Source organism: Wolbachia endosymbiont of Drosophila willistoni, assembly GCF_040084705.1.
Classification (GTDB): domain Bacteria; phylum Pseudomonadota; class Alphaproteobacteria; order Rickettsiales; family Anaplasmataceae; genus Wolbachia; species Wolbachia pipientis.
On the sequence record NZ_CP157591.1, the window covers coordinates 764,693 to 789,305 of the forward strand.

General features: G+C 35.3%; 21 protein-coding genes. 11 read left to right on the top strand and 10 right to left on the bottom strand.

The window, feature by feature from the left end:
• Positions 1-158 precede the first annotated feature (158 nt).
• Positions 159-452, bottom strand: a complete 294-nt coding sequence (locus tag ABL518_RS03920) for a hypothetical protein (protein WP_010962608.1) — start codon at positions 450-452, stop codon at positions 159-161.
• A 48-nt stretch (positions 453-500) separates the two neighbouring features.
• On the opposite strand from ABL518_RS03920, the gene ABL518_RS03925 reads away from it, so the two are divergent.
• Positions 501-1,700, top strand: coding sequence for a phage major capsid protein (locus tag ABL518_RS03925; protein ID WP_095742692.1), 1,200 nt, complete (start codon positions 501-503; stop codon positions 1,698-1,700).
• A gap of 390 nt (positions 1,701-2,090) precedes the next feature.
• Here the strand turns inward: ABL518_RS03925 and ABL518_RS03930 are convergent, their stop codons facing one another.
• The 3 genes from ABL518_RS03930 to ABL518_RS03940 are packed head-to-tail and all read right to left on the bottom strand — an operon-like array spanning position 2,091 to position 4,097.
• On the bottom strand, positions 2,091-2,732 hold the full coding sequence (locus ABL518_RS03930) for an amino acid ABC transporter ATP-binding protein (RefSeq protein ID WP_010962606.1): 642 nt from the start codon (positions 2,730-2,732) through the stop codon (positions 2,091-2,093).
• Positions 2,716-3,363: an amino acid ABC transporter permease gene (locus tag ABL518_RS03935; protein WP_022626279.1), complete on the bottom strand. Its 648-nt coding sequence runs from the start codon at positions 3,361-3,363 to the stop codon at positions 2,716-2,718. Before ABL518_RS03935 ends, ABL518_RS03930 begins: the two co-directional genes overlap by 17 nt.
• Entirely contained in the window at positions 3,363-4,097 is a 735-nt protein-coding gene (locus ABL518_RS03940) for an ABC transporter substrate-binding protein (RefSeq protein WP_038198776.1), read from the bottom strand. The genes ABL518_RS03935 and ABL518_RS03940 overlap by 1 nt, the downstream gene beginning before the upstream one ends.
• 125 nt (positions 4,098-4,222) lie before the next feature.
• Between ABL518_RS03940 and ABL518_RS03945 the strand changes: the two genes are divergently transcribed.
• On the top strand, positions 4,223-4,678 hold the full coding sequence (locus tag ABL518_RS03945; RefSeq protein WP_010081874.1) for an arginine repressor ArgR: 456 nt from the start codon (positions 4,223-4,225) through the stop codon (positions 4,676-4,678).
• A 53-nt stretch (positions 4,679-4,731) separates the two neighbouring features.
• Here the strand turns inward: ABL518_RS03945 and tatC are convergent, their stop codons facing one another.
• Both tatC and ABL518_RS03955 read right to left on the bottom strand, forming a co-directional pair.
• Complete coding sequence (tatC, locus tag ABL518_RS03950; protein WP_010962605.1) at positions 4,732-5,493, bottom strand: twin-arginine translocase subunit TatC; 762 nt, start codon at positions 5,491-5,493, stop codon at positions 4,732-4,734.
• Positions 5,490-6,587 (bottom strand): type I glyceraldehyde-3-phosphate dehydrogenase, encoded by a 1,098-nt coding sequence (locus tag ABL518_RS03955; protein ID WP_095742691.1) that lies wholly within the window; start codon positions 6,585-6,587, stop codon positions 5,490-5,492. The genes tatC and ABL518_RS03955 overlap by 4 nt, the downstream gene beginning before the upstream one ends.
• Positions 6,588-7,840: 1,253 nt before the next feature.
• On the opposite strand from ABL518_RS03955, the gene ABL518_RS03965 reads away from it, so the two are divergent.
• Positions 7,841-8,374, top strand: a complete 534-nt coding sequence (locus ABL518_RS03965) for an HK97 family phage prohead protease (RefSeq protein ID WP_070357044.1) — start codon at positions 7,841-7,843, stop codon at positions 8,372-8,374.
• A gap of 248 nt (positions 8,375-8,622) precedes the next feature.
• Positions 8,623-10,284: a hypothetical protein gene (locus ABL518_RS03970; protein ID WP_095742690.1), complete on the top strand. Its 1,662-nt coding sequence runs from the start codon at positions 8,623-8,625 to the stop codon at positions 10,282-10,284.
• Here ABL518_RS03970 and ABL518_RS03975 read toward each other — a convergent pair.
• Together ABL518_RS03975 and ABL518_RS03980 are read right to left on the bottom strand one after the other, a co-directional pair.
• Entirely contained in the window at positions 10,268-11,443 is a 1,176-nt protein-coding gene (locus ABL518_RS03975; protein WP_010962599.1) for a CCA tRNA nucleotidyltransferase, read from the bottom strand. The two genes, ABL518_RS03970 and ABL518_RS03975, sit on opposite strands and share 17 nt — an antisense overlap.
• 75 nt (positions 11,444-11,518) lie before the next feature.
• Positions 11,519-12,451, bottom strand: coding sequence for a hypothetical protein (locus ABL518_RS03980; RefSeq protein WP_095742689.1), 933 nt, complete (start codon positions 12,449-12,451; stop codon positions 11,519-11,521).
• 116 nt (positions 12,452-12,567) lie between these two features.
• On the opposite strand from ABL518_RS03980, the gene ychF reads away from it, so the two are divergent.
• From ychF to ABL518_RS04010, 6 genes are all read left to right on the top strand, one after another.
• A complete protein-coding gene (ychF, locus tag ABL518_RS03985) occupies positions 12,568-13,662 on the top strand; it encodes a redox-regulated ATPase YchF (RefSeq protein WP_010962597.1) in 1,095 nt (364 codons plus the stop codon).
• A complete protein-coding gene (locus tag ABL518_RS03990) occupies positions 13,655-13,783 on the top strand; it encodes a hypothetical protein (protein WP_348994354.1) in 129 nt (42 codons plus the stop codon). The genes ychF and ABL518_RS03990 overlap by 8 nt, the downstream gene beginning before the upstream one ends.
• Before the next feature lie 146 nt (positions 13,784-13,929).
• Positions 13,930-15,123 (top strand): ankyrin repeat domain-containing protein, encoded by a 1,194-nt coding sequence (locus ABL518_RS03995; RefSeq protein ID WP_182309081.1) that lies wholly within the window; start codon positions 13,930-13,932, stop codon positions 15,121-15,123.
• Positions 15,116-16,921: a pentapeptide repeat-containing protein gene (locus tag ABL518_RS04000; protein ID WP_070356815.1), complete on the top strand. Its 1,806-nt coding sequence runs from the start codon at positions 15,116-15,118 to the stop codon at positions 16,919-16,921. Before ABL518_RS03995 ends, ABL518_RS04000 begins: the two co-directional genes overlap by 8 nt.
• Positions 16,905-17,510, top strand: a complete 606-nt coding sequence (gene gmk / locus ABL518_RS04005) for a guanylate kinase (protein ID WP_022626283.1) — start codon at positions 16,905-16,907, stop codon at positions 17,508-17,510. Before ABL518_RS04000 ends, gmk begins: the two co-directional genes overlap by 17 nt.
• Before the next feature lie 294 nt (positions 17,511-17,804).
• Complete coding sequence (locus ABL518_RS04010; protein ID WP_348994355.1) at positions 17,805-19,703, top strand: ankyrin repeat domain-containing protein; 1,899 nt, start codon at positions 17,805-17,807, stop codon at positions 19,701-19,703.
• Here ABL518_RS04010 and sdhA read toward each other — a convergent pair.
• Positions 19,675-21,474, bottom strand: coding sequence for a succinate dehydrogenase flavoprotein subunit (sdhA, locus tag ABL518_RS04015; protein WP_348994356.1), 1,800 nt, complete (start codon positions 21,472-21,474; stop codon positions 19,675-19,677). The genes ABL518_RS04010 and sdhA overlap by 29 nt on opposite strands.
• A 745-nt stretch (positions 21,475-22,219) precedes the next feature.
• On the bottom strand, positions 22,220-23,641 hold the full coding sequence (gene gltX / locus ABL518_RS04020) for a glutamate--tRNA ligase (protein ID WP_010962590.1): 1,422 nt from the start codon (positions 23,639-23,641) through the stop codon (positions 22,220-22,222).
• 149 nt (positions 23,642-23,790) lie between these two features.
• Here gltX and ABL518_RS04025 point away from each other — a divergent pair, with 149 nt between their 5' ends.
• Entirely contained in the window at positions 23,791-24,546 is a 756-nt protein-coding gene (locus ABL518_RS04025; RefSeq protein ID WP_010962589.1) for an ankyrin repeat domain-containing protein, read from the top strand.
• The last annotated feature ends 67 nt before the right edge of the window (positions 24,547-24,613 follow it).

Consider the following 24,613-nt stretch of genomic DNA (forward strand, 5'->3'; position numbering starts at 1 on the left):
ATTATCACCAAAAAAATTCAAAAAAGTGCTTGACATAAAAGAACGAACATTATATAGTGTCATTATCTTTTATTTTACCTCGCTTAATTTAATTACTGGATTAAGCTTACAGTACTAAGCGTGGCACAAAGTGCCACGCTATTTTTCGGTTTACATTTTCAACAGATAAAAAATGATGCCATTTCAGTGCCAAGCACATAACTGTACGGATATTCATTTTTAAAGGTAAATTGCACAACAGATGATGTCATTCCAGTGCTTGACACTGGAATCCAGAAATTTTGCTTATAACTGAGCTGATGAGCTAAAGGTAGTTGTCTTACGCTAAAACAAACGTTTTTAATTAAGTTGCATAGAAGCTGGATCCCAGTGTCAAGCACTGGAATGACATCGTTTACTATGTACCATATTGCAATATTCGTACAACTGTGGGAAACATCTATGGATGCCATTCCTATTACCTTATTTCCATTTTTATTTCATTTTCAAAGGAGGCTATTATGTCACTTACCGATATCGCTCACCGTATCAATGAACTCGCTTCATCATGGGAGCAATTTAAATTAATAAATGATCGCAAACTAAAAGAAATTGAAAGCAAAGGGCGTGCTGATTCTGCAACAATTGAGCAGCTATGCAAGGTAAATAATGCCATTGATAGTTGCAAAGAGCGTTTAGACTTGATCGAAACTGCAGCTCAACGCCCAGAAGTAAATACAGATTTTAGCACAAGCGATAAATATTTTTCTGATTGTATCCGCAAGGGAATGGAAAGCGGTTTATCACACAAAACCCTCAGTGGAGATGACAGTGATATCGGGGGGTATCTAGTTACTCCGCATATTGTAAAACGCATAAACAAGCGCGTAACTGATTCGTCCCCAATGCGACAAATATGCTCCAGTCAAAGAATCTCTACTGAAACATTGGATTACATTATAGAAGATTTTGACCGCGCCGGTGCAGGTTGGAGCAGTGAAACAGTAGATGATGAGGACGGTGGCAATAAGTCTAAGTATGATTTTGCAAAAGATACGGACACGCCCAAAATCCAAAAGATTTCCGTCACAACTTACGAGTTATATGCTCAACCACAAATATCACAAAAGTTACTCGATGATGCGTTTGTCGATGTTGAGAGTTGGCTGGTGGAAAAGATTGCCGAGACTTTTAGTAAGGAAGAAAGCGAAGCCTTCATTAAGGGTGAGGGCACTTTTCAACCAAAAGGAATTTTAGCTTATGAAAATGGAAACAGTTATAATAAAATAGAGCAAGTTAAAACTGAAAAATTAGATAGTGATTCAATAATGATGTTGTATTACTCTCTGGACGAATATTATTCCAAAAATGCGTCATTTTTGATGAACAGGAGTACGTTGAAGGATATCAGGCTGCTAAAATCTCAAACAGGTCAGTATCTCTGGCAGCCAAGTCTGTCGCTTGAAGCTCCAGATACTTTAATGGGAATACCAGTATATCAATCTGCCGATATGCCACCAGCGCCAAACAATCAGCTACCAGTAATTGCGATGGCAGATTTCAAACAAGCTTATAAGATTGTAGATAACAGAGGAATGAGAATATTAAGAGACCCTTATACGAATAAACCTTATGTGAGGTTTTTTGTCACTAAGCGTGTCGGCGGAGAGGTTGTAAACACCAGTGCTATTAAATTGTTGAAAGTTGCGAGCAGGTACTAAAAACTTCCGCAGCATCATCTTTATAGCTGATCAAAGCAACACGTCATACCGCGATTCATTCCATAACTGTACGAACATTGTGATTTTGGCCCATCAGGAGGGTGTCATCCCAGTGCTTGACACATATAGCTAAACTGACTTAGATTTACCGACAGTTTGAAAAACAAAAATTCGTCATTCCGCTACTTGTTAGCGGAATCTATGCTGAGATATCGCGGCGGTATGACGTAGGAAAACCTTTCTTGGGTTAGCTATAGTTTGCTATATTATGTGATTTTATTTTTAGCATTGCTTCTTACATTATGTAATTTTGTTTTCCATAATGTATATTATGTAATTTTCGATGCTAAGATCTGTTATAGCTCTCAGTATGATATGAGTGATTCTCTTTTAATAATTATTTTTTAAATAGTTTGTTGGTTCATCAATTTCTTTAGGATTGATATCTACAATTATTTTTCCGTTTTTTAACAGAATAATCCGATCTGATATTTTTGTTAAAAAATCCAAATTGTGAGAAGCGATAATCATAGTAATACCCATATCTCTAACTGATTGTAGTAGTTCCACAACGTCGACTATTGTTGCTACATCTAAACCAGACGTTGGCTCATCGCATAATAGAATCCTTGGATTCATCATTAAGCTTCTGGCAAGCGCAACCCGCTGTTTTTGCCCACCGGATAGATTACTAGGGTAATCATTTTTTTTAGAGGCAATACCCAAAGACTCAAGTAGTGAATCACTTTGATCCTGAGTTTTGTTTTTAAGTTTGGGAGCATATGTAAGATTTTCCCAGACAGTCATATGTGAGAAAAGTTGAAAATCCTGAAATACAAAACCAGTACTATCATTGCATTCAATGCTACCAGAATCTAAAACTTCGAGTTTTTGTATACAACGTAACAATGTTGATTTACCACTACCAGAAGGACCAGCAAGACCAACTATAGATTGCTCTATAATCAGGTTAATATTATTAAGTACTGGAACATTATTAAATAATTTACAAACATTATGCATTTTTATCATATATACCTTTCTGTTCAATCTTTTTGCCTATATATTCAATTAGTAATACAAGAGCGTAATAATAAGCCCCAGCAAGACAAAGTGGTATAAAATAAGTAAATTGTTCTGCTGCAAGCATTTGCGCAGAGCGCATAATATCAACACCACCAATAGTAGAGATTAATGCCGTTTCTTTAAGGAGTGCAATGATCTCATTTATCATTGCAGGAAGAATATTTTTAATAACTTGTGGTAATATAATATCTCTCCACATATAGAAACTAGGTATTTGTAAAGTTTTAGCTGCTTCAAACTGGTTTTTTGATATAGTTTCAATACCAGCTCGTAAAATCTCAGCAATATAAGCACAGCTATTTAGACCAAATGCTATAATGCCAGCACTAAATATGTTTAATTTAATTCCTGCAATGGTTGGGGTCATAAAATAAACAACACTTAACTGTAATATAAGGGGGGTGCCACGTATTACAGATATAATTCCATTAATTAATGGAATACAGATCTTATTATATCTGAGTACTGACAATAATCCCCCTAGACTCACACCTAAAAGCAGTCCTCCAATCAATAATTTTAAAGTAAAGGCAAGGCCTGTTCCAACAAACAAGAAATTAGAAATTAATTCCTGCATCAGTTATCTCCTAGCCATTTTTCTGCTATTTTTTGTATTACACCTTTACTTTCTAAACTTTTTAATGCCTCGTTTATTTTATCCTTTAAAGCAGATCCTTTATTCACAGCAATAACATAACCACCATCTAACTTGGCAGTGGCTGACCATGATAGACCAGGATTTTTTTTGCTAAATACTTTACCTTGGAATTCATCAATTAGGACGCCATCAACATGACCAGACTTTAATGTTTCTACAGCTTGATTATTATTGTCTATAGCAATAATTTGAGCTGTTGTAGGAACATGCTCTTTTAGCCAAATTTCCATGACAGTTCCTAGTTGAACGGCTATCTTCTTGTGAGTTAAGTTGTTTATACCGGCTATGGGTTTATTTTTGTGATATAGAATACCAAATTCCCCTGTATAATAACTATTTGAAAAATCAAAATTTTTTTCACGCTCTTCTGTGCTACCAATAGTAGATATAGCAGCATCTACAGAATTACTTTGCAATGCTGCAAATATAGCACTAAACTGCATATCTTTAAATATCGCTTCTTTACCTAACTCTTTTGCTACTAATTGAGCAAGCTCAATGTCAAAGCCAGTAAATTTACCATTTTCATAATATTCAAAAGGTGGATAATCTGCAGAAATTGCAAATCTAATGATATTATCGTGTTTATTTTCCTTGCATCCTGTTAATAGAATACTTATCACTATAATAGCATTTAAAATATATTTTTTCATATTACTAATTTATATTCATATTTTATTCATCTTATGAATATAGACATTAAAAATTGAATAGTCAAGAAATAATGAATATAATTTCAAATATACTTACTACATATTCAATATGAGGAAAATGCATAATGCATGACAACACACTAGGTGAACATATTTTAAATATTATTCAAAATCACGAAATTTTAGAGCAGAGCGATTTACAGACCTTGCTTAAAGAAAGAGGGCACAACATTCCTCAGGCTACTTTATCAAGAAAATTAAAAAAACTTAAAATTGCCAAAGTTGCTGGTATGTATAAAGTAATTGACATCAACCAATATCGATTACCATTAATACTTAATATGCAAATTTCGGATTTTGGTTTAATAGTACTACACACTCAACCAGGACAAGCTAGCAGCCTAGCTTACTTTCTAGATCAGAAGTATGTTATTTATTCATTAAATAATAGCAAAAACATAGGAATTATAGGAACTATAGCAGGTGATGATACAGTATTATTGATCATCAAAAGTAAGGCTGAACTTAACAAAGTATTACAATCAATTTATGAAACATTTCCATATTTAAGTCCTGAATAAGAATGTTGTAAGTTAAAAATGTGATATAAAGGAGATAAGAGGGATTTCTTTGTTTAAATCTTTGTCTTCTTTTTTTCAATATACCTACATATCAGAATGGACAATTCATATAGAATCAGCATAGGTATTGCAAGCCCTACTTGGCTTAATACATCAGGTGGAGTTAAGATTGCAGCGATAATAAAAATTACCACTATCGCGATTCTGCGTTTATTTGACAAACTTTGTGTAGTGAGTAACCCTACTCTCACCATTAATGTGAGTATTACTGGAATTTGAAATGCAGTGCCAAAAGCAAACATAAATTGGAGAACGAGGTCTAAATATTCGCTAACTGATGGCATAAACTCTATTGGTATACCGAAAGATTTCCCACTATGTTCAAAAGTGATGAAAAACTTCCAGGCTAAAGGAAATATATAGTAATAGACTACAGTGGCTCCCGTTACAAATAAAACCGGTGTTGCAATCAAGTATGGCAACAACACTGCCCTTTCACTTTTATATAACCCAGGTGCTAAGAACATATAAAATTGCCATGCAAACACAGGAAAAGAAAACAAAAGTGCGCTCATTATTGCAACTTGGAGATACACAAAAAATGCCTCTGTTAAGTCTGTGTAAATTAAAGAAAAACCTTCGCTACCTTTTGTTGCTTCTATTAAAGGTGCGAGTAAAAAACGGTATATATTTTCCTTAAAGTAATAACAAAAACCAAAAGCAACGCAAAAAAATAGAAAGCAAAAGATAACTCTTTTTCTGAGTTCCGCAAAGTGCTCATAAAATGAGGCGTATTTGCTTGAGTTCCAGTTCATACTTTACTATAGCTCAATAATGCTATGTCTAACATTCTCAGCGAAAAAGCCCACTCATTGTCATACCACGCTGCAACCCTGCATATATCACCTGTAACATATGTACCAGTTAAATCCACAATTGCACTATAAGGGTTATGCACAAAATCTATTGAGACTAAAGGTTCCTCGCATATAGAAAGTACATTTGACATTGGATAACCCTCTGTCATCCTAGTACCCTCTGATGTCATCCGAGTAGCTGACACTGGGATCCAGAAATTAGATTCCAGCGTCACGCGCTGGAATGACGTAGAGGAGAGAGCTGCATCCTTAAACATTTCATTGATTTCTTTAACGGTCGCTTTCTTATCAGTCGTAAATGTAAAATCAACCATAGAAACATTGCTAACCGGAACTCTGACGGCAGTGCCATCTAGCTTGCCCTTTAATTCAGGAATTATAGAACCAATTGTTTTTGCTGCCCCGGTTGTAGTTGGCACCATAGATAATCCGCAAGCCCTTGCTCTACGCAAATCTTTATGATTACCATCAAGAACATTTTGATCATTCGTGTAGGCATGTATAGTAGTCATAAAACCGCTTTTTATACCTAAACTGGAGTGTAGGACTTTCACAATCGGAGCAAGGCAATTTGTAGTGCAAGAACCTGCTGATATCACTTTATGCTCTTTTTCGAGCATATCGTCATTCACACCATAAACTATAGTGACATCAGCATCCGAAACTGGAGCAGAGACAATTACTTTCTCTGCATTGTGCCTTATTGCTTCTTCACGTTTATTGAATGCACCAGTACATTCAAGTATTACATCAACATTCCAAGGAATATTTTCAGGATTCCGTTCTCTATATAAAGAAAACTTTTTGCCATTTATAGAAATCCAATTTTGAGACTCATTAAAATCAATATCACCACTGAATTTGCCATGAACAGAATCATATTTAATCAAATGTGCATGCTGCTTTGCACTGAGCGATCCATTGACAGCTACAACTTCTATTTGTTTGCTATATTCTTCTATTTCGAAAATAGCACGCAATACGCCTCTGCCTATTCTACCCAGACCATTAATTCCTACACGAATCGTCATCTCTTCATTCAAAAAATTTAATTATAGAGGATATCACTTGATATTTCATTTTATTCTTTTGCTTTTCTATCGATATGAACATTATAGCAAGGAGACAGGGCTAAAAACTTCCTTGACAAACCTCGCCAGCCCCCTTATCATGAAACTGAAGCTATTGTATTTGCTTTCGCCAATCTGCAGATTAAAAGGTAAGGATTACTTAATGTATCGGCGTCTTATGTTTAATTTTTTGCAGCATATAGATACTGTATGTCTTTACAAAACTTCATCTACATCTAGATTTTTATCTAAATAAGCTGAACGCGCTTATAAAGCGTTACAAGACATCAAAAAATGCCAATACTTGACAGAGATAGTAAAAGACTAGCTAACTCGGGGATTCTTTGTCTTTTTTTCTACTTGGTAAATTTCTTAAACATTTGCAGCGTAGGTTAGTTGCAATTAAAAGCAGCTAAATCTTGCTTATCAAACGTTTAAAACATAAAAAACGCCAATATTTTAAAGCAGATAATAACCCCAGGGCTTCTTTTGCCTTTTTTTTCATTTGGTAAATTTCTTAATGTTTATAGCTAAAAGAGCCCAAGAGAGGTCAATGCCCCTGTGATGTCATTCCAGTGCTTGACACTGGAATCCAGCCTTTATTATGCAGCCACTTGGTTGAAATTAAGTCTTCTGGATCCCAGTGGGCTTTGTTGCATCGCTAGCTATGATGGATTAAAGATAAAAAAGATAGGGAATATCAGTAGCTTATTATTCTGGTATTTATAACAAGAACGGTCAATGAATACCTAAATTTGAGTAAAAGAAATTTCACTACCATTTACCAATCCGGCTAAAATTCAAGAATTTCAATGCTTTAGCTATTTTCAATAGAATTAAATTTATTAATATAAATAACAAATTACTATTCTTAAATTTGATCAGATTGATTGCAAAAAAACAAGATTTTCAATAGGTTGCTTATAATCCTAACTATAGTTAGCCTTTCATAAGTAGCGATGCAACAAAGCCATCCCAGTGTCAAGCACTGGGATGACAAAAAAAGGAGGCTACTCGGATGACAGGAGAAGGTACTGCCGTCATAAAGGAACCAGTTTCAGCTACTTTCATGACATCGTTGTAACATTGTACCATATTACAATTTAGCGTTTTTAGTAACTAAGAAAGTGCTTCCCCCTTTTAGAGCACTGCATATAATAGAATTATATCGCAGTGCATTGCGAAACAAAATTCCCAATACTACAGGAGGCTTTATGAATAAGAAATTTCTCTATTCACCATTGTCAATAAAAAGTATAGGAGAAAACGGTGTATTTTCTGGTTATGCGAGCGTTTTTAACATAGTTGATAAACAAAATGATCTGATATTGCCCGGAGCATTTAAGGAAAATTTAAACAGAAATAAAATAAAACTCCTTTGGCAGCATAATCCTGACGAACCTATAGGTAGTATCATAGATATTTATGAAAATGATGTTGGCCTGTATATAACCGCACATTTACTTTTGGGTATTCAGAAAGCAGAAGAAGTGTATTTGATGCTCAAAACTGGGGCAATTAACGGACTTTCCATCGGCTATATACCTATAGAGTATGATGTTGATCATAAAAGTGGAGCTAGAGTGTTAAAACAAGTGGAATTATGGGAAGTCAGTTTGGTCACTTTTCCTGCAAACTTGGCTGCTCAGGTAATCAATGTGAAAAATCAGAACAATGAACAGGGAGTGTTAGCAAGAGCGATAGAAAAAGCAAATGCTGTACTTGCAGACATGTACATTTCTGCTTAAAGTGTATTAGGCGGGCAAAGACTTTACCATAATTTGACACCTGCGTTAGTATTTGTTTAACATTTATACTAATATATATAACTTTATTACTATTAAAATTTTCTGTAAATTAAAGTTAAAAAATAAGGTAATTTTATGCTAAATATTAATAATAAGGTTAATTATGAAATTAATATTAAGCGAAAGGAAAAAAAATACAGCTGGTCTACTGTATTGCTTGGTTATATCTAAAAACGATTGGACGAATATTGCCCAAGAGATGGAATAGATGGGCAGAAAATATTTTGTACTACGATAAAACTACTGCAAACAATGAAGTTCAAACTGATGCTTTTAAGACAATAGATGGAAGTGTTCAAGTTGACTTAAAACCTGAAGTTGTAGAGAAAGAGAGCCAAAGTGTAGTGATAAACAAAGATGGAGGGGTTCAGACTGATGGAGTAGCATTGATAACAGAGGAAGATGATGAAGCATTAGAAGAACAGCTGGAGGGCATAAATCAGGAATTAGAACTTGAACGTTTACAAAATGCTTCCTTAAAAGAAGAAAATAGAGAATTACGATCTGCAATTGAAGGACTTGAAAAGAGTTATAAGGGACTTACAGAAGATGCAGGCGAACGAGAAGAGGAACTAACCAAATACAAACAAGATAAAAAAGCAATGCAGGATAAAGTTGATGAACAACAGAAAACTATATTTGATCAATACATGATAATAAGAGAGCAAGGAGAAGAAATTGAAGCTACTAGGAAAGATAATGAAAGTCTGCAAGCACAAATAATAGAACTTAAGAGTAGGTTGAAGGACAAGGAGGATAAATTAATTGAATTGAATCAACAATGGCAAGCTAGCAAATTAGTGGCTTTACTTAAATCACAGACTGATAAATTGTGTCAGGCTAAAGACAAAAATACTGAATTAGAAAATAAAGTCAGTGACTTAGGTCATGAAAACAAAGCTCTACGATTAAGTGTGAATACATTGACTGCTCAATTGGGTGAAATGGAGAACTTGGGGAAGCAATTACAAAGTGTTCAAGAATCTAAACAACAATTGGAGATTGATTTAGAAGGTCAATTGAAAGCTGACACTAAGAAACTACAGGAAGCAAAAGAAGGTCAATTGGCTAAAAAGGCAGGTGCAGTGAGTACAGTATCTACTGCAAAATCAACTCTTTCAAAATTACGAAACTTGCCCAATAAGCTTTCTAGGGATAAGGGTCTCAATAACTTTTTATCTGGGAAAAACGAGGAGTTAAAAAAAGGTTTTCCTGAATTTAAAGAGAAACACTTTTGCCATAACGTGCTTAATGAAACTATAAAGTCTCTATCAAATCAAGATGATGGCAAATTTGAAAGCAGTAAGCTGCTTGAATTATTAGAAAGTAATTTGAAACAATCCGCAAGGGAGATCATAGAAGCTAAGGTTAAAGAAGTTGTCAACGAACATTGTAACATTGGAAAAAATATGGGTAAAGAACTACGAGATGACACGTTAAAAGCCAAGTTGTCACCTTCTGTTAGAAAATGCGTAAAAAAATTAGAATTTAACAAACAAGAAGGGGTAAATAAGATTGTAGACTCTATCTTGCACAGCTTTAATAGCAAGAATAATAATAATAACGACTCAGGAGAATTGCTTAAAGAAATTGTTACAGGAAAATTAACAGAGGCTAAAATGAAATGTTTTTCAAATAAGATTCAAGAGTTACAACTGGCATTAAGCATAAGAGATAAATTTTTATCTCCAGATCAGGGAATGTGTAATCAAACTCAAGGAGGAGTAAACGAATATCAATTAACAGAAAAAGCTAAAAAAGAACATATACCTAATTCCTCTATGAGTTCCCCTAATATTGCAAGCATACATTCATTGAACAGTCAGAAAGCAGTTAGAATAGGTTCTTAGCATAAAGCACCAGCTCCTCTTTTGTTAAAGTGTAGGAGCTATCTTCCCAATGTTGTTTTAGCAATTCCAAGTTTCTACCTAAACTTTTTCCTGGCTGGTGACCTATACTTATTAAATCATCGCCAGATAAAGGAAATTTTGGAATATTGAATGTGTTAGCAAATGAAATGTATTCATCAACATTTTCTCCAGACTCAACACCACAAATTTTCACTAAATCACAATATAATTCTCTACCAAATAAAGATATGTATTTTTTTTGCTCTTTTTCTGAGAGTTCTGTTTTGATATCGTTGGATAGTAAAAATAGCAGCTTTTTCTTTTGCTTGTTCGAAAGACGTAAAAATTTGCTTACATATTCTCCAAGACTTAACCTGTCATTTTTTTTAGTAGCCCTAAGGAGTAACGCTAATTTTACTAGTGCATCAGTGCCCAAAAGAAGTGGCGAAGACAGAATTTCGCATTTTACTTCTTTTGGGATAATCTTTTGCAAAACATCAGATTCTTGCATGCTCTTAAGTGTTGGAAAAGGATCATTGCACTCCAGCAATTTAAGTATTTCATCTCTTATTCTCTCTCCAGAGAGGTTTTGGATCATATGCGAATGCTTTTTGCATACGCTTAGTATTTCATCACTCAAATCTCCGACACATATTTTTGCATGAAAACGAAAAGCTCTTAGAATACGTAGATAGTCTTCTTTAATTCTATCTTCAGCGTTGCCTATAAAGTTTAACCTTCGCGCTTTTAAGTCCTCTATACCACCAAAGTAGTCATATATATGGCCATGCTTATCTGCATACAGAGCATTAAATGTAAAGTCGCGCCTTGAAGCATCCGCTTGCCAATTATTGGTAAATTCTACTTTTGCATGCCTACCATCACATTTCACATCATGCCTTAGTGTCGTAATTTCAAAAGACCTCTGATTTAGAACCGCAGTGATAGTTCCATGTTTTAAGCCAGTTGGAATAGTTTTTATATTACGGAGTTTTAGCGCTTTAATCGTTTGATTGGGAAGCAAATTAGTAGCTAAATCGATGTCGTGGACATCACGCTGCAAAATTGAGTCTCTCACACACCCGCCGACAAGCCTAGCCTCACCACCAAATTCCTCTATGGCATCAATAATTAAACTAGTCTCATGGTCAACTTGCATTTAGGTTAGTACGTACTGCAAGTTCATATTATATGAAATGCTTGAAAAAGCCCTATATAAAAATATACAGGGCTATTAAGATTTTACAAGTTGTGGTGCTCGTTGTTGATGAAATGGTTCTGCCATCGATTCCGTACCACATCTTAGTAAACTTGAAGGGTTTTGCTGCTCTATGCGCTGCTTTATATCACTAACGCACTGCCCTACAACATCACCAATTTTTCCATCAGCATTTTCTGCCAATAACTTATCAAATCCCTTTTCAACCTCTGCTCTCTCAGAGATATCCTTTGAAAGGTTACAATATTCTAAGATCTCGTCTAGCTGCAGTTTTTTTGCTAATAGGAAATCTTCTTGTTCTTGCTCTTGTTTAAGTTTGGTTTCCTCTTGCAGTTGTTTTGCTGAACTTTTATTTCTATCAAGCAATGGTTCGAAATGCAATCCGCCTTTGTTTATTATATGCACAGTACTACTATCATCATAATCAACTTTATTGTATTCACCTGCACTTTTTGAACCTGAATTGTCTATTAATTCATGCAAAGACAGATCTTGGTTATCAACAGTCTGGTTCTCTATAACATGTAGCTTTACCTTATACTTTTCACAAAGTATTCTGCCTTCAACGTCAGGATCACCCCACCTACTGTTACGCATAATGTCTGCTGTATAATCATCTACAGTTTCACTACGGTGCTGGCCATTGTTATCATGACTATTGACAATTGCATTTGTAAACCACTTTGGTGGATTCTTTTGCGCAAATTCCCTACAATCATTTCTTAATTTTTCGGCAGTAACTTGCTCTCCTGTCTGTTGTTCTAGACTTTGCCTGAACGAGTCAAAAAAACAGCTTCCATTACCAATTGCTTGTCCTACATAGAAATTGTCAGGGTAAGGGTTACTATTTAAAAGAGTTATTTCTTGCCCTGAGATCCTGGGCCTTTTTATTCCAACCTCAACATCATGAAAGTCACTTGGTAGTTTCCGTTTCTTAGCTGTAGTCATAGTTTTACCTTAATTTAAGCTATATATTACTATACCAACAAATTGTCAATAAGCGACTAATTAAGTATAGCAGAAATTTTTAAATTATGCAATAGTTATAATTTTACATAGCAAATATGAGTTTTAACTGCGGTATAGTTGGGTTACCAAACATAGGAAAATCAACCTTATTTAATGCGCTTACAGAGTCAAGTGCAGCCGAAGCTGCAAATTATCCTTTTTGCACAATCGAGCCAAATATAGGCAAGATTTCGATAAAAGATCAACGTTTGAAACAAATCGCAGCAATTGCAGGCTCAGAGAAGGTAATCTACAACCAATTAGAAGTTGTAGATATTGCAGGTCTGGTAAAGGGTGCGAGCAAAGGCGAAGGGCTTGGCAATAAATTTTTAAGCCATATCAGAGAAGTTGATGCCATCGTTCATCTGCTCAGGTGCTTTACGGATGACGATATCAGCCATATACACAGTAAAATAGATCCAATATCAGATGCTGAAGTGGTAGAAATGGAATTAATCCTAGCTGATATTGATAGCATAGAAAAAAGGCTTCCTCAATTGGAAAAGAAAGCAAAGCAAGGTGATAAAGAGCTAAAGAGACAACTTGAATTAATGCAAGAGGTATTAGCTACTTTAAAATTAGGTAAACCTGCAAGAAGTTTGGAGAATATCAATGAAGATGAGATGAAGTTGCTTCAATTGCTGACAACAAAGCCCGTTATGTACGTTTGCAATGTTGAAGATACAAATGTTATAACTGGCAATGAATTATCTAAAAAGGTAGAGAGGATGGCGGAGGAAAATAAAAGCAAATTTTATTGCATTTCAGCAAAACTCGAAGCAGATATTGCAAATCTTGATAGTGAAGAGGAAAAACAGAGTTTTTTATCAGAATTTGGCTTACAAGAATCAGGCCTTGATGGAGTAGCGCGTATTATGTATGAAGTGCTGAGTATGATAACTTTCTTTACTGTGGGCCCCAAAGAAGCACGTGCATGGCCAGTAAAAATAGGGTCAACAGCCGATAAAGCAGCAGGTGTAATCCACACTGATTTTGAGAAAGGCTTTATAAAAGCAGAGACAATAAGCTTTGCAGACTACATAAAGTATGGAAGTGAATCAGCTTGCAAAGACGCAGGAAAAATTCGCTTTGAAGGCAGAGATTATATCGTGCAAGATGGCGATATAATGCACTTTAGGTTTAATGTGTAGTTTATTATGCAGCCACTTATTTAAAGTTAAGTTTTCTGGATCCCAGTGTCTGGGCACTGGGATGACATCCTCCCTAGCGGAGATTGCTCTCAAACCACAATGTTCGTACAGTAAGCACTGACCACTTTGCTTCAATATTTGCGATGCCCCTGAACAGATACAAAAAATCTATTGTTTTTTTATAAATTAAATCCTAAGGCATTTTTTACTGTAGATTAATCATTTGATTATAGTATCATTTTAATTAAGCTTATGCTTGGGATATTTATGAAGAATATTTTATATTTTATATTATTAGCTGTCGTATTCGGATCACCCATCCTGTTTGCCGTAGAGCAGCTTGAAGAAAAGAAAATTGAATCAGTTCATAAAAACGAAAATGTAGGTGTAAGGAAGCAAGATAGCACAAATCAAAAAGATGAGTTAAAAAGCAACGTCGATGCTAAACAAACACAAGAGGCTGAGAGCAAAAGATTAGACGGCACTACCGATAAAGAGAAACTGCAACACAACGAGAACAAAGCTTTCGTGGTTGAAAAAACTATAAGTGAAGGTGAAAGGATTGATAAAGATTTGCCAAATGACCAGCTAGAAGGAAGCACAGACAAATTTGCTCAAAATTTACCAAATGTGGCCAATAAAGAAGTGAATAAAGATTTGAAACCAGAGCCTTTGCCTTTAAGTGCTGATTTAAATGAGAATACAGCTAACCCGCAAAAAAATCTACAAGCTGATCAGAAGATTGATATAAAAGATAATGAACTTTCAAAAAGTGATGCGAGTCAATTATTAGAGGGAAAAAAAGAAAAAGTAGAGAATCAGTCTGAAGAAAAAAAAGTGAAAGAAACAAACAGTAATTCCAAGGACCGCAATAGAGTAAAACCTATAACTAAAAAAGATGAAGAAGAGCAAAGTGAAAAGAAAAGTTTACAAAAATGGACAAAGCTAAACAGAGAACCAATAAAAGAATGGGGTCATAAAGACATACAAAGCAAGTCAATATATAAACGACAATATGATAGCCTTAATGAGCATCTTCCTACAACTGTGTTTATTGATGATTACAGTAAGCAATTTTTTTACTGCATTAAGAAGAACAACTTAACTTGCTTAAGAGGAGTAATAAGTAAGCTAGAAAAAATTGGATTAACAATTCAAGAGATACTAAGGTTTAGAAATAAATTGGGTGATACTCCTCTCATTTATTCAGTTAAACAAGGTGAGGTAGACATAGTGCGCTTTCTCTTATTACAAGGTGCTGATCTTAGAGTAGTTAACAATAATTTTCAATCCCCAATTGATATAGCAATCGAAAAAAAGCAGATCAATATAATAAATGCGATTGCCGAAATGATGCCACATCTTTTGGAGGATAGAAGAATAGACAATAAAGAAAGCTCAGCAATGTACGATTGGGCTGTGAAAACGAAAGAAATACAGTGCGATAAGCAAGATGATTAGATTTTTGATATTAATTTTAGTTGGTCATTTATGTTATGGAAACGAAACAAATGATGAAAAAAATCAGATTAGTGATTTTTTAAACGCTTTGCGTGATGCAAAATACGTATCTTACAGTAAAAAAGACTTTGCTGAATTTTTGGTGCAGTGCCACAAAGAGGGCGTGCCAGAAGATTTTAAGAAAGGTTTTGGTTCTAACTTAAATGGAGCTAATTTTAACCAACTGTACCTAAGTAAATCTGTTTTTGATGGAGTAAGTCTGATTGGTGCCGATTTTTCTAACACCGATTTATCCGATGTGTCTTTCATTGATGTTGATTTACGTGGTGCTAATTTTTCCAATGCTAATTTACATGGCATTAAAATAAAAGGTACAAATTTGAGTTTTACAAAATTTGTTTCTGCAAACTTAACAGATATCGTATTTGATCAGTCTAATGTTAGTTATGCTGATTTTATCAGTTCCGATCTCAAAAAAGTAAGTATGCACAACGTAATTGGTTTGCATACTAATTTCTCGAATGTGAAAATGAATTTCTCCAACTTATCAAACTCGAATGTTAGCCACGTAAATTTTAGTGATAGTGAAATAAACGATACTGTTATGCAGAAAAACAACCTTGATAATGCAAGTTTCTTTGGAGTGGATGCATATAAATTAAAGATACAATTTTCTTCATTAAAAAATGCTAACATATATGGTGCAGAGTTAAAAGAATCAGACTTTACAGGTAGCAATCTTTCCGATGCTTGCCTTAATTCTTCTATCATAATTAACAGTAACTTCGACGAAACTGATTTAAGCAACACACAAATTTCCTATGTGAATGACGATAATTCAAGTTTTGTTCAATCTATACTAAATGGTTCCAAGATAAAACATGCATATGTTTCTGAAGCAAATCTTCATGATGCTGATTTATCCAATATTGATTTTAGTTTTAGTGAACTGCATCAAGTTAATGTCTCTAATGCTGACATTCGTCACGGAAAGTTTCATAATACTAAAGTTGCAAATTCTAACATGAATGGCTCATTTTTTGACCATTCACTATTCACCTATGTGAAGATAGAAGATTCAGACCTTTCTACAACTTCAATGTATAAGATAAAAATCCAAGACTCTCAAGTTTATAACAGTACACTTTCTCGCCATAATATTGATTCCAGTGAAATAGAAAATTCAACATTCTTTAATTTATTAGCTGATAATTCGAGTTGGTCCAATTTAAAAGTAACTAATTCAAATTTTATTGAAAGCGATTTCAGATCTTCTTTGCTTCACGCTAATGCCTTTAGGAAAACTAGTTTTTTTCTTAGCAATTTGAGTAATTCAACAATTAGTGATATGTCTTTTCACTCTTCAAGCATATATAAAAGTTCAGTTGCTGATGTTCATTTAACAGATTGCAAGTTTGATAATTCGATTTTGATTGACAATCAAGGACAGAAAAAACTTGCAGGGTTAGAAAATGCTATAACTTCAATTGGAGATTTGCAAGAGAAAATATCACAGGGTGAAAAATTTAATGTAAATTATTCTTACTTTGAATTTAAGAATATGAATTTAGAAAATGCCGATTTTTCTAATTCAACATTGAGTAGAGCAAAGTTTGTAAACGTTAATTTGAATAAGGCAAATTTTGAAAAAACCGATTTGCGCTATACTGTCTTTGATAACTCTTCTCTCATTGGCACCAACTTATCAAATTCTAATTTAGAAGGTTCTAGCTTTTTAAACTCTGATCCAAAAAGCACCATGTTAAAAAATGCAAAGAAAAATGACCGTAAAAAGTGAGGGCGTATTATTGGTTCTATCCTCCCCTTCTGGAGCTGGAAAAACTACTATATCAGCAAAATTACTTGAGCAATCAACTAATTTAGTTAGGTCTGTTTCTATGACTACACGCAAGCCTCGCCCCGGCGAAATAAATGGAAAAGACTATTTTTTCGTTACCGAAGAAAAATTTCACGAGTTATGCAAAGCTGGCCAAATGCTTGAATACGCCAAAGTTTTTGAGAATTTTTATGGTATACCAAGAGATTTTATAGAGCAAAACCTGAGCAGTGGAATAAGCGTTTTACTCAGCATAGACTGGCAAGGAGCATTTCACTTATTCAAGCTCATGAGAAAAAAAGTTGTGAGTGTTTTTATACTTCCCCCTTCAATGGAAGAGCTTAGGTTGCGTTTGCAAAAGCGTAATAGTGATGATGCAAGCGAAATAGAGCGCAGATTAGCCGAAGCTCAAAAAGAGATAAGCAAACGTGATAAATATGATTATGTAATAATCAATGATGATATTGATAAAAGTGTAGAAGAGATAAGCTCCATACTAAATAAAGAAAGACTTAAAAAACTAAAAGAAAAACCAAGTCTGGAAGACTGATAAAAACATCAATTTGGATATTTGCAGCTATAGTTTCTTATCCTATTTTAGCCAATAGCACATTTCACAGTTTAGCTATATTTATTATTTTTTAAGATTAAATGGTTAAAATAGTAGCAACTGTTCAAGTGAGGTTTAACTATGACGGCAAATTTTCTCACAGAAATTAATTTTCTGCCTTTCCACCTATATTTTGATCACATATACAACGTTTAGCTCAATTTAAAAGTCAAACTTCTTGGTTGTTAGTTTAGTGCTGACAACTTAAATAGCTTTTAATATTGAGGTTTTAGTATGGGTATAGATATAACTGCACTAACTACTAATGCAGATAAATTAGGTGAATGCATAGATAAAAATAAAAAGCAAGAGCAGGATAGAAAAGACGAGCAATTGTATGGCATTATAGAGAGAAAGGTAAAAAAAGAAGAACACAAGCGTGAAAAACCAAGAGGTCAAGATGGAACCCTCAAGAAGTGTAAAAGGTTATTTGAAAAAGATGCTAGTCCTGAAGTATTAACTAAATTAGAAGAATCACTTAGAGAACAAGAAAAATATTATAGGTATTATGTCCAATGCTTCCTTCCAGTGCTAGATAAAGCAATAGAACGATCGAAAAAAATATCAAATGAAACAAAAGAGCGAGTAAAGCAAGCAATTTCAGAAATTACTTATAATAGCAAATATTGTAACCAAAATGATCGTAGGGACAGTGGAATTGAAAGTGACTACAGTAGCGATGCTGGTGATGATTATGAGAAACATTCAATCAGTAACCCTAATACAGCAAATGAAGATCAAGAAGTAGAGAAAAGCAACGAAATAACAAATAGCAATGCTCTATTACTAAAAGCGATCAAAAATGGAAATAACAGGAAATTTGAAAAATATCTAAAAGATTGTACGGATATTAGCAGCATAAAAGATGAAAAAGGAAACAATATTTTACACCTTATCGTATCGTTGGAAAAGAAACAGAAACGCAAGTTTCTAGGTATTCTAATAAAAACGGTCACCAAGAAAGATCTAGCACAACTCATTAATAGTGAAAATCAGACCCCTCTTCAGGTGGCACTAATTAACAAGATAACAAAAGAAAAACATGAGTCTCACACAATCCAAGATAACGATAACACACTTAAGTTTCTTACAAAATTGTTAGAGCATGGAGCCAGCCATGATCAGTTAGAATTACCTGAGGAAAGCTTAAAAAAATTGTCTAAGGGGCAAAATGAATACTATTGTAAATTTTTAAAGAAATTAGCTAAAAAGGCTGAGCTAAAGCAGGAAATAAAAATCAAGACAGAAGCAAAAGTTAAAGAAATTGTGGCACATACTGTAAACACTCCAAATAGTAATAGTGATTATCCGTTACATTTAGCAATTAAAAATAATGATAAAGAACTTTTTAAAGAACTATTGCAAGAGGGGGCGAACATTAGCCTTGAAGGTGCAAATAAAAATAATGCCTTACACCACATTGCTTTACTTAAAGGAGAATATAAAATCAAATATTTGAAGTTAATATTAGATTTTGAAAAAAAAGGAGTAATATCTTCAGAAAAATTGCATAAGGCTATAAACGCTCAAAATAAAGATGATAAATATCCAGCGCAAGTTGCTTTAATTAGACAAACAGAGAAGATACCTAGTAAGTTAAAAGACTTTTCTAGGTGGGTTAGATCAAGGCCCACAAAACATTATTATACTGCTGAATTTTGTGCAGAATTGTTACAAAATGGTGCTGAGAATAAAAGTGACCATATAACAATACCTAAAGAGCATCGTAAGCAAAAATATTATCAGACTACAAAAAGAATCAAAGATATAACAGGTGTTAGCCCTGACCCAGAAACACAAGAAGAACTTGAAGAGCATTTTTCTAAGAAGAATGCTCGTAAGAATATAAGTCTTCCAGTAAAATGGATACTCGGAGGTTTAATTTTTGCAACAGTATTTAGTGCTTTAGCAGGAAACATGATAGCTGCAGCCGCTTTATCGGTGACCATAGCGGTTTGTGCAATGTGTTACCCTATTTACTTAAAGTTAGAAAATGCTCTTAATGCTAGAGCATCAGATCAATCAGAGCATACAGAAAACCCAGCTACTAAAATGAGCGATGTATCAATACTACGTCAATTCATGAATAAGCTAGATGGGCTGACTAATAAACCCTCTCCTCTGGCGCTATGAAATCAATCTCACCGCTCAGAGTTTTTTCAGCCACTTTTTTATAATCAATTTTTACGTTAATTTGCCCTTTCTTTTCTTCAAGCCACGCTATAGTGTGCTTCATCCAGTTTTTGTCATCACGTTCAGGAAAGTCTTCACGAGCATGTGCACCTCTGCTTTCCTCGCGATTAGCTGCGCATTCCATGGTAATAACCGCTTGTGGGATCATGTTAGCAAGCTCCAGCGCTTCAACTAAATCACTGTTCCACATCATACTGCGATCCTCAAGTGAAATATCAGGCATCATTTTTGCTACCTTTTTTATAGCTTTTTTGCCTTCTTCTAAAACTTCAGCAACACGGAAAACTGATGCGTATTTTTGCATAGTGTTCTGCATTTCACCGCGTATTTTTGCTACTTTTAGCCCACCGGAAGCAAATCGCATTTTATTAAATCTATCTACTATCCAGTCTGTGCAGTCTGAATGCAATTTTTTATGTGGTGTACCGGACTTTAGCTTCTCTTTTGCTCTGAGCGCTGCAGCTCTACCAAAAACCACAAGATCAAGAAGCGAGTTAGAGCCAAGTCGATTTGCACCGTGCACAGAGACACACGCAGCTTCTCCAATTGCAAATAGTCCATCTACTACCTCTTCCTTACCTTGCTTCAGCGTGATCACTTCTCCATAATAATTGGTTGGAATGCCACCCATGTTATAGTGAACAGTCGGAATGACCGGTATTGGATCTTTAGTGACATCAACTCCAGCAAAAGTTCTTGCGGTTTCGCTGATGCCCGGCAATCTGAGTTTTATTACTTCCGGATCAAGATGCGCTATAGTTAAATACATATGATCTTTTTTTGGTCCAACCCCCCTTCCCTCTCTAATTTCAATTGTTATTGCGCGACTTACCACATCACGGGAAGCTAAATCTTTTGCTTTTGGTGCGTAACGTTCCATAAACTTCTCGCCCTGAGAATTAACGAGGTACCCCCCTTCACCACGGCATCCTTCTGTCATCAAGCACCCTGAGCCATATATTCCTGTTGGATGAAATTGTACAAATTCCATATCTTCAAGTGGTAATCCAGCCCTTACTACCATGCCATTACCATCACCTGTGCAGGTATGCGCACTTGTTGCAGAGAAATAAACACGTCCATATCCACCTGTTGCTAGCACCACTCTATGCGCACGAAATCTATGTAATGTGCCGTCGCATAGCGACCAAGCAAGAACTCCGCAGCATGTTTCGCTATCCATAATTAAATCAATCACAAAGTATTCAACAAAAAATTCAGCGTTGAATTTAAGACACTGCTGATATAGAGTGTGAAGGATTGCGTGCCCAGTCTTATCTGCTGCCGCACAAGTGCGCTGCGCTGATTTTCCTTTACCAAAGTGAGTTGTCATTCCACCAAAGGAACGCTGGTATATTTTGCCATCTTCTGTACGAGAAAAAGGTACGCCAAAATTTTCAAGTTCAATAACAGCTTTAGCAGCGTTTTTACACATATATTCTATTGCATCTTGATCACCAAGCCAGTCTGAACCTTTTATTGTGTCATATGCATGCCAGCGCCAATCGTCTTCACCGATATTACCTAAAGCTGCACTAATTCCGCCTTGTGCTGCAACTGTATGACTTCGTGTAGGGAAAATTTTAGAAATGCAGGCAACTGAAAAATTAGTTGCAGCCATCCCAAGCGTTGCTCTGAGCCCTGCTCCACCTGCACCTACTACTACCACGTCATACTCATGTTCTATGATCTCATACGCTGACTTATCCATATTTACTTATTTTATCATTACAGGCTTATGATATCACAGAAGTAGAAAAAATCTATACAAGTTTTCTATAGTTAAGACGTCATGCCGCCGCGGCGCTAACAAGTAGCGGGATGACAGCAATCCTACGTCATACCGCCGCAGTATCTCAGCCACTAACACGTAGCGGGATGACGAGCTTATTGTCATGCCGCCACGAACCGTCATACCGCGATTCATTCGCGGTATCTCTAGATCCCGCTAACAAGCAGCGGGATGACGGTTGTCGTTTAGCCATAAACATTAAGAAATTTACCAAATGAAAAAAAAGGCAAAAGAAGCCCCGTGGTTATTATCCGCTTTAAAATATTGGCGTTTTTTATGTTTTAAACGCTTGACAAGCGAGATTCAGCCGCTTTTAATTGCAACTAACTTACGCTGCAAATGTTTAAGAAATTTACTAAGCAGAAAAAAAGACAAAGAATCCCCGAGTTAGCTAGTCTTTTACTATCTTTGTCGAGTATTGGCATTTTTTGATGTCTTGTAACGCTTTGTAAGCGCGTTCAGCTTATTTAGATAAAAATCTAGATGTAGATGAAGTTTTGTAAAGACATACAGTATCTATATACTGCAAAAAATTAAACATAAGAGGCCGATACATTAAGTAATCCTTACCTTTTAACCTGCAGATTGGCGAAAGCAAATACAATAGCTTCACTGTCATGATAAAGGGGCTGGCAAAGCTTGTCAAGAAATTTTCTTATTTCATTTAAATTGCTTGTAACCTTCTTATACACTCATCTTTACCAAGAATCACCATGATATCAATGATTCCAGGTGCATCCATTACTCCAGTTATAGGGGCGCGTAATGAGTGGTATACATCGCTTATTTTCATATCGTGCAATTTTGCACATTCCTTGATCTGAGAAGATAAAAAACCCTTATTCCAATTTTCATCACCGATCTTTGACAGAAATGACGCAAGTAACTTGATTATATCGAGGTTAGATTTGACAATTTGCTCAGCCTCTTCACTTAAATCAAGTGGCGGATCTTGAATATAAAATTTTGCTAAATCCAATAATTCGGTCAGGTAGTTTGCTCTTTTTTTTAGCTCTGTCAGTCCCTGCAGTAAATAGCCCTTTTTTTTGTCAGTTAGAGTATTTTCTCTAAGCATTAGAGTCAGAATATCTTCATTGCTCATATTACTAATATAGTGGTTATTCAAATGCTCCAGTTTTTTGAAATCGAGCCGTGCAGGTGAACGACCAATACTTTCTAAATTAAACCACTCTATTGCTTGCTCATCGCTAATAATCTCATCGTTGCCGTGACTCCAGCCAAGTCTCAGCAAGTAATTACGCATCGCTTTTGGCAATATTCCCATCTTTTCATAATCGCAAACGCTTGTGGCACCATGCCTTTTGGATAGCTTATTCCCATCTTCCCCATGGATAAGCGGCACATGTGCAAAGCGTGGAATGTCAAAATCAAGAGCCTGGTATATTAGCAGATGTTTAAAGGTATTAGTGAGATGGTCAGAACCACGTATTATATCAGTTATTCCAGCATCATGATCGTCAACTACCACGGCAAAAATATATGTTGGAGTGTTATCAGAGCGTAAGATCACTATATCATCAAGCTGGTCGCTATTTACTTTGATTTGGCCGTATATTTTGTCATCAATGACGATCTCTTGCGAATCTGGCACTTTAAAGCGGACAACTGACCTCACACCCGATGTCATTCCAGCGCGTGACCACATATTTTTCCAGTGTCGGCTACTTGGATGACAAGAAGGAGGTTTTGTAGTACATTTATGCTTGTATATCTTGCCCTCTTCTCTTGCTTTTGCCTTCTTTTCTGCAACTTCATCTTCAGGGCAGTAACAGTGATACGCCCTACCCTTTTCAACTAAAAGGTTTGCTACTTCTTTATGCCGCTCTATTCTTTTTGACTGATATACTATTTCCCCATCATAGCTCATACCGAGCCATCTTAGCCCTTCTATAATTGCATCAATTGCTTCTTGTGTTGAACGTTTTCTGTCGGTGTCCTCAATTCTTAGCAAAAACCTGCCACCATGATGCTTTGCATAGAGCCAATTAAATAACGCAGTACGAGCTCCTCCAATGTGCAAAAATCCTGTTGGTGATGGAGCAAATCTCGTGACTATACCTGGCATATTTGTCTGTTACAGTAATGTAAATGATGATAGCTAAAATTTATGTTTGTAACAATTTAGAATTTATTTGTTCTGAGAGATAAAATTTACTTGTTTTTCATAAATTGTGTTGTATAATTTAGTACTGGTTGAATATAGCGAGGTGAGTTATGGATGGACTTGTAGATATAGCAAAATTGCTTTCAGATAATGAAGCTAATATCAATTGGCGTTACACCGGCCCTTTTGATAAAACAAAACAAAGAGTACAGGCAGGTAATCTCCTGCATTTAGCTGCAAGAATACAAAACAAAGGTAAATTTGTAGACATTTGTAAGAAGAACATTGCTTCTGTAACTGCGCATAATGAATATGGAGATAATCCATTTCATGAAGCAGCAAGAAGTGGAATTTTGCTGCCTGCAGTACAAGAGATTGTGAATGACTTAGAGAAGGAAGCTAATAACAAAATTACGAAAGCAGAAGAAGCTGGAGATCGGAAAGAAGTAAGCAGATTGAAAGAGGAACTCAAATGTAATAAAAAATATATTAAAGATGCGCTCTGCAGTAAAGGCTATGCTTTTAATAAGAAGAGGGAAACTCCTCTTTATTACTTAAATGCTGCACAACAGAAAGAAATTAAGCAAATCGCAGGCATAAAAGACAGCTTTATATGTAACCAGAAGTTTCACCTGTGCTTATATATAATAGGAGCAATAGCATGTATCGCTGCTTTATGTTTGTCTTTATACTTTTTATTTTTAGTTTCTCAATCTTTTGCACTAAGCTCGATGGTTGCAATAGCTTCTGGCGGGGTCACATACCTGTCAGTTAAAGCATGTAGCGAGATACATGCCTTGCATAACGAAAGCACTTTAGTGGAAAATGCTAATGTACAACTTGCAGGAGAAAGTTTAGGTGTTTGATGAAGCTAGAAATTACTTGCAGGCAATGATATAGAAATTTACTTTCTTAACTTCAGAAAGTATACTC

What these genes read in the sequence shown, in the direction of transcription:
- ABL518_RS03925 (WP_095742692.1), top strand. Translation starts at nt 501, where the DNA reads ATGTCACTTACCGATATCGCTCACCGTATCAATGAACTCGCTTCATCA.
- ABL518_RS04025 (WP_010962589.1), top strand. Translation starts at nt 23,791, where the DNA reads ATGGATGGACTTGTAGATATAGCAAAATTGCTTTCAGATAATGAAGCT.
- ABL518_RS03945 (WP_010081874.1), top strand. Translation starts at nt 4,223, where the DNA reads ATGCATGACAACACACTAGGTGAACATATTTTAAATATTATTCAAAAT.
- ABL518_RS03990 (WP_348994354.1), top strand. Translation starts at nt 13,655, where the DNA reads ATGTGTAGTTTATTATGCAGCCACTTATTTAAAGTTAAGTTTTCTGGA.
- ABL518_RS03930 (WP_010962606.1), bottom strand. Translation starts at nt 2,732, where the DNA reads ATGATAAAAATGCATAATGTTTGTAAATTATTTAATAATGTTCCAGTA.
- tatC (WP_010962605.1), bottom strand. Translation starts at nt 5,493, where the DNA reads ATGAACTGGAACTCAAGCAAATACGCCTCATTTTATGAGCACTTTGCG.
- sdhA (WP_348994356.1), bottom strand. Translation starts at nt 21,474, where the DNA reads ATGGATAAGTCAGCGTATGAGATCATAGAACATGAGTATGACGTGGTA.
- ABL518_RS03980 (WP_095742689.1), bottom strand. Translation starts at nt 12,451, where the DNA reads ATGACTACAGCTAAGAAACGGAAACTACCAAGTGACTTTCATGATGTT.
- gltX (WP_010962590.1), bottom strand. Translation starts at nt 23,641, where the DNA reads ATGCCAGGTATAGTCACGAGATTTGCTCCATCACCAACAGGATTTTTG.
- ABL518_RS03920 (WP_010962608.1), bottom strand. Translation starts at nt 452, where the DNA reads ATGGCATCCATAGATGTTTCCCACAGTTGTACGAATATTGCAATATGG.
- ychF (WP_010962597.1), top strand. Translation starts at nt 12,568, where the DNA reads ATGAGTTTTAACTGCGGTATAGTTGGGTTACCAAACATAGGAAAATCA.
- ABL518_RS03995 (WP_182309081.1), top strand. Translation starts at nt 13,930, where the DNA reads ATGAAGAATATTTTATATTTTATATTATTAGCTGTCGTATTCGGATCA.
- ABL518_RS03935 (WP_022626279.1), bottom strand. Translation starts at nt 3,363, where the DNA reads ATGCAGGAATTAATTTCTAATTTCTTGTTTGTTGGAACAGGCCTTGCC.
- ABL518_RS03975 (WP_010962599.1), bottom strand. Translation starts at nt 11,443, where the DNA reads ATGCAAGTTGACCATGAGACTAGTTTAATTATTGATGCCATAGAGGAA.
- ABL518_RS04010 (WP_348994355.1), top strand. Translation starts at nt 17,805, where the DNA reads ATGGGTATAGATATAACTGCACTAACTACTAATGCAGATAAATTAGGT.
- ABL518_RS04000 (WP_070356815.1), top strand. Translation starts at nt 15,116, where the DNA reads ATGATTAGATTTTTGATATTAATTTTAGTTGGTCATTTATGTTATGGA.
- gmk (WP_022626283.1), top strand. Translation starts at nt 16,905, where the DNA reads ATGACCGTAAAAAGTGAGGGCGTATTATTGGTTCTATCCTCCCCTTCT.
- ABL518_RS03965 (WP_070357044.1), top strand. Translation starts at nt 7,841, where the DNA reads ATGAATAAGAAATTTCTCTATTCACCATTGTCAATAAAAAGTATAGGA.
- ABL518_RS03955 (WP_095742691.1), bottom strand. Translation starts at nt 6,587, where the DNA reads ATGACGATTCGTGTAGGAATTAATGGTCTGGGTAGAATAGGCAGAGGC.
- ABL518_RS03940 (WP_038198776.1), bottom strand. Translation starts at nt 4,097, where the DNA reads ATGAAAAAATATATTTTAAATGCTATTATAGTGATAAGTATTCTATTA.